Source organism: Streptomyces bambusae (assembly GCF_019400985.1).
In the GTDB taxonomy this organism is placed as follows: Bacteria; Actinomycetota; Actinomycetes; order Streptomycetales; family Streptomycetaceae; genus Streptomyces; species Streptomyces bambusae_A.
Genome location: NZ_WTFF01000439.1, coordinates 1 through 4,874, shown reverse-complemented (window position 1 = coordinate 4,874; position 4,874 = coordinate 1). Strand labels below are relative to the sequence as shown.

Genomic DNA, 4,874 nt, shown 5'->3' with positions numbered 1-4,874 from the left:
GGCCGGGGCCGCACTCGACCCCGCTCGGACTCGGCCGCATGCCGGTCCAGGGCGCGTCCGCCGGGGAACAGCCCGGGTCGGGCCCGGAGCAGCCGGCCGGGGCGGGCCCGGAGCCGATGACTTCGGGCCAGGACCTGGCCGCCGTACCGCAGCAGCCACCGGCGCCTCCGGAAGCACCGCGGCAGCCCGCCGCGGCCCCGGCGTACGAGAGCGCCCCGCGCGCCGGGCACCAGCACCGATCGGCGCCGGCCTCCCGCAAGCATCCGAAGCCGATGCAGAAGCAGAAGCCGAAGCAGCAGCAGCAAAAGCCGCAGCAGCACGGCCGCCGGGCCTCGCAGCAGCCTGCGCACGGGTACGACATGGCGTCCCTGTGCGCGGCCGCCCGGGGCACGGTCTCGCCGCCCATCGCCGATCTGTGTGCGGGTACGTACGGCAGGTGAGGTGCCGGGGGCGCGAGGCGGAACCGCCGCCCGGCAGGGGGTTACGGCATCCCGTGGTGTCACGGGCCTAGGAACTGACGGTTCATCAGATTACCCTCTGCGGCATGATTCCCACGGTTGTCTGGGGTACCGGCAACGTCGGCCGCTTGGCCATCCGTGCCGTGGCGGCCCATCCGGCGCTGCGCCTCGCCCACGTCCTCGTGCACGATCCCGCCAAGGTCGGCCGTGACGCCGGCGAGCTCGGCGGACTCGACCGCCGGCTCGGGGTGGCCGCCACCGACGACATCGACGCGGTGCTGGGCGCCCGCCCCCGCGCCGTGGTCTACGCGGCCTCGGGGGACGTCCGGCCCGACGAGGCGCTCGCCGACGTCGTCCGGGCGGTCCGGGCCGGCGCCGTGGTCGTCACGCCCGCCCTGTACCCGCTCTACGACCAGCGCAACGCCCCGCCGGAGTTCCGCGAGCCGGTGCTGGCGGCGGTGGCCGAGGGCGGCGGCTCGCTGTTCGCCTCGGGGGTGGACCCCGGCTGGGGCAACGACGTCCTGCCGCTGCTGGTCAGCGGGCTCGGCAGCACGGTGGACGCGATCCGCTGCCAGGAGATCTTCGACTACTCCACCTACGACCAGGAGGATTCGGTCCGGTACCTCGTCGGCATGGGACAGCCGATGGACTACCAGCCGCCCATGCTCGTCGAGACGGTCCCGACCATGGTCTGGGGCGGCCAGATCCGCCTGATGGCCCGGGCCCTCGGCGTCGAACTCGACGGGATCCGCGAGACCGTGGCCCGGCGCGCGCTCGATTCTGCCGTGACCACCGCGACCATGGGGGCGTTCGAGGCGGGTACCCAGGGCGCGGTGCGGTTCGAGGTCCAGGGCATCGTCGGCGGCGCACCCCGCATCGTCATCGAGCACGTCACCCGCATCCACCCGTCGTGCGCACCGGACTGGCCGACGCCCCCAGACGGCGCCGGAGCGCACCGGGTGGTCATCGAGGGCCGGCCCCGCATCGAGGTCACGGTGGAGGCGACCGACGAGGGCGGGAACCGGTCGGCGGGCGGCAACGCCACCGCCGTCGGCCGGCTGGTGGGGGCGGTGGACTGGCTCGTGGACGCGGAACCGGGCCTCTACGACGCCCTCGACGTCCCCTTGCGCCCCGCGGTGGGCAGGCTCGGCACAGCCGGCACATCCGCCGCAGCCGGCACATCCGCCGCAGCCGGCACGTCTGGCACGTCTGGCACGTCCAGTACGTCCGCCCCTCCCGCACGGTCCGGCACGCCCGGAAGGAGAGCATGATGAACATCGACGTTCCCGAGGGGAAGCACCCGATCGAGTACGTCTGGGGCGAGATGGTCCCCGAGATCGGCACGGCCGCCTCGAACTTCTCGCTGTCGGTGTACGCCCACACGACGCTGGGGCTGCGCGAGTTCGAGGCGGCGCGGCTGCGGATCGCGCAGATCAACGGGTGCGCCTTCTGCCTCGACTGGCGCACCGAACGGGACGGGGCCAAGGTCGAGGAGGAGTTCGCCGACGCGGTGACGCACTGGCGCACCACCGACGCCTTCGACGACCGCACCCGGCTCGCCGCCGAGTACGCCGAGCGGTACGCGCTGGACCACCACGGCCTGGACGGGGAGTTCTGGGACCGGATGACGGCGCGGTACAGCCAGGTGGAGATCGTGGAGCTGACCATGAGCATCGGCTCCTGGCTGGCGTTCGGCCGGCTCAACCACGTGCTCGGGCTCGACAGCGTGTGCGTCCTGCCCGCGCAGTGAGCGGGTGGGGGGACCGGCCGGCCTCCCCACCCCCCGACTCCCCGTTCCTTCCTCCTCGTCCGTCACAGGTCGGTGGCGATGATCTTCTCGATGTTCCGTTCGGCGAGCGCCGTGATGGTGACGAACGGGTTGACGCTGGTGTTGCCGGGGATCAGCGCGCCGTCGATCACGTAGAGGCCCGGATGGCCGTGCAGCCGGCCGTAGTTGTCGGTGGCCCGGTTCAGCACGGCGCCGCCGAGCGGGTGGTAGGTGAGGTGGTCGCCCCAGACCCTGTTCGTACCGAAGAGGTCGGTGCGGTAGACGGTGCCCTCCTTCGCGTTGATCTTGTCGAAGATCGTCCGGGCCATGTCGACGGACGGCTGCTTCCAGGCGGTCTGCCAGTTCAGTTCGACCCTGCCGGTGGCGGCGTTCCAGGAGAACTGGGCACGGTTGGGGTTCTTGGTGATCGAGAGGTAGAAGGACGCGTAGGTCTCGATGCCGGTGGGCAGCGGGGCGATCTCGGCGAACGCGCCGCCGGCCGCCCAGTTGTCGATGCCGGAACAGGGGATCGACGACTGGAGCTTGCCGGTGGGGTCCCACATGTGGTTGGCGCGGCCGCACATGACGTTGCCGTTCTCGCCCCACCCCTTGCCGATCTCGTCGTTCAGGCCGGGCAGGACACCGGTGGCCTTCAGCCTGACCAGCAGCTTGCTGGTGCCGACGCTGCCGGCCGCGAAGAAGACCCGGTCCGCGGTGACCGACTTGACGGCCGTGACGGCCCCGTCGGTGGCGAGCTGCTCCATGGCGACCGTGTAGCCGCCGGCCGGCGCCGGGGCGACCGAGGTGACCCGGTGCAGGGGTGAGACGGTGACCCGGCCCGTGGCGGCGGCCTGGGCGAGGTAGGTCTTCTGCAGCGACTTCTTGCCGGCGTTGTTGCCGTAGAGGATCTCGCCGGCCAGTGCCGACTTGGGGACGGTGCCGGCCGCCTCCTGCTCCATGTAGTCCCAGTCGTAGACGTCGGGTACGAAGACGAAGGGGAAGCCGGAGCGCTGGGCGTGCTTGCGGCCGACGCGGGCGTACTGGTAGCACTCCGCCGTCTCGAACCAGGCGGGGTCGACGGTGCTCACGCCGAGTCCGGCGTTGGCCCGCGGGTAGTAGGTGCGGTACATCTCCTCGGCGTCGACGGAGGGCAGCACCGCGGCGAAGTTCTCGCGCCGCGGCGTGACCGCCATCCCGCCGTTGACCAGCGATCCGCCGCCGACTCCGCGCCCCTGGTAGACGATGATGCCGCCCATCTCCTCGGCGTCGAGGATGCCCGTGTGGCGGGGGACGTCCTTGTCGAGGGGGAAGCCGAGGAAGTTGCTGATGGGCGCCTTGGTCCTGGTGCGCAGCCAGTACGAGCGGTAGTCGGGCTTGGTGGTGTTGGCGAAGATCTTGCCGTCGGGGCCGGGGGTGTCCCAAGCCATGCCCATCTCGATCATGTGTACGTCGACGCCCGCCTGGGCGAGGCGCAGGGCGGCGACGGAGCCGCCGTATCCGGTACCGACGACCAGGGCCGGCACGTGCGCCCCGCCGTCGATCGCGGGGGCCGCGGCGGCGCGGCCGGCGAGGGCGACGGCGCCGACAATAGAACTCGTTCCAGCGATGAACCGGCGGCGCGAGATGCCCGGGAAGCCTTGGAAGCCCTTGTCGTGGGGGGTAGATTCGTCCATGTGAGGTTCCTCACTCCGTGGGGGAATGAGAACAGGTTCTACTGCCGCCCGCATGTGAAGTCACTACATACCGCTAGGTAATTTTTGTCCCGCCAGGGCCGGAATGGCCCGCTCTGCGACGGGCGCCTCGCCCTGCCCACCCCTGCCCGCTTGAAGTGAATGGTGCTATGTTCACTAGCACCATGTTGCTGACGCTGAACACTGCCGACAGCCGGCCCCTGCACGAGCAGGTGGCCGGCGCCGTCCGCCGGGCCATCGCCGAGGGCGAGTGCCGGCCGGGCGAACGCCTGCCGTCCGCACGGGAGTTGGCCCAGGCGCTGGACGTGAACACCAACACCGTGCTGCGGGGGCTGCGCGCGCTGCGCGACGAGGGGCTGCTGGAGTTCCGGCGCGGGCGCGGAGTGACCGTGGCCGCGGGCGCGGCGGAGCAGTCGGCCGTGCTCGACCGGGTGCGGGAGCTGGTCCGGGACGCCGCGCGCCTGGGTTACAGCAGGAGCGATCTCATCGAGATGATCAGGGGGTTGTCGTGATACGTGTGAGCCCGACGGAGCGGGGGCGGGGGCTTCCCCGGGCGGCCGCCGCCTGGGCGGCCGGGGTCCTGGCCGGCCTGGTGGCGCTGCCGGTGGCCGCGAGCGGGCGGCTGCCGGACCGGCTGGCCACCCACTGGGGCGGCTCCGGCACACCCGACTCGGCCATGCCGCTCGGCGCCGTCGTCGCCTTCCCGGCGCTGGTGTGGAGCGTCGTCCTCGTCGTCGTCGCGCTGAGCGTGCGGTGGACCGGCGGGCGGGTACCGGCCACCGCCACCCTGCTGTCCGTCGGCGTCGGCCTGCTGGGCGCGCAGGCCTCGATCGTCCGGGCGAACCTGGACCGGTCCGACTGGCACGACGCGGGCGGCGTGGGCCTCGGCGTGGTGCTGACCCTGGCCGCCGCGGTGGCGGCGGCAGCGCTGGGCGGCCATCTGGTCCGGGGCCGTCG

General features: G+C 72.4%; 4 protein-coding genes and 2 pseudogenes. 5 read left to right on the top strand and 1 reads right to left on the bottom strand.

Translation table 11 applies throughout. From position 1 onward, the window contains the following. The 3 genes and pseudogenes from GPJ59_RS33515 to GPJ59_RS33505 all read left to right on the top strand — a co-directional run. Nucleotides 1–440: pseudogene (locus GPJ59_RS33515) on the top strand (hypothetical protein); the annotation flags it as partial. Between the two features lie 104 nt (nt 441–544). Then, a pseudogene (locus GPJ59_RS33510) lies at nt 545–1,609 on the top strand (NAD(P)H-dependent amine dehydrogenase family protein); the annotation flags it as partial. Nucleotides 1,610–1,728: 119 nt separating this feature from the next. Next, on the top strand, nt 1,729–2,208 hold the full coding sequence (locus tag GPJ59_RS33505) for a carboxymuconolactone decarboxylase family protein (protein ID WP_219671681.1): 480 nt from the start codon (nt 1,729–1,731) through the stop codon (nt 2,206–2,208). Between the two features lie 62 nt (nt 2,209–2,270). On the opposite strand, the gene GPJ59_RS33500 is transcribed toward GPJ59_RS33505, so the two are convergent. Continuing rightward, nucleotides 2,271–3,899, bottom strand: a complete 1,629-nt coding sequence (locus GPJ59_RS33500; protein ID WP_219671680.1) for a GMC oxidoreductase — start codon at nt 3,897–3,899, stop codon at nt 2,271–2,273. A gap of 182 nt (nt 3,900–4,081) precedes the next feature. Between GPJ59_RS33500 and GPJ59_RS33495 the strand changes: the two genes are divergently transcribed. Beyond that, entirely contained in the window at nt 4,082–4,429 is a 348-nt protein-coding gene (locus tag GPJ59_RS33495) for a GntR family transcriptional regulator (protein ID WP_219671679.1), read from the top strand. Beyond that, nucleotides 4,426–4,874 (top strand): DUF1648 domain-containing protein (locus GPJ59_RS33490; protein ID WP_308120628.1); only part of this gene is annotated, 449 nt, incomplete at its 3' end. The genes GPJ59_RS33495 and GPJ59_RS33490, both read left to right, overlap by 4 nt.

What these genes read in the sequence shown, in the direction of transcription:
- GPJ59_RS33495 (WP_219671679.1), top strand. Translation starts at nt 4,082, where the DNA reads ATGTTGCTGACGCTGAACACTGCCGACAGCCGGCCCCTGCACGAGCAG.
- GPJ59_RS33505 (WP_219671681.1), top strand. Translation starts at nt 1,729, where the DNA reads ATGAACATCGACGTTCCCGAGGGGAAGCACCCGATCGAGTACGTCTGG.
- GPJ59_RS33500 (WP_219671680.1), bottom strand. Translation starts at nt 3,899, where the DNA reads ATGGACGAATCTACCCCCCACGACAAGGGCTTCCAAGGCTTCCCGGGC.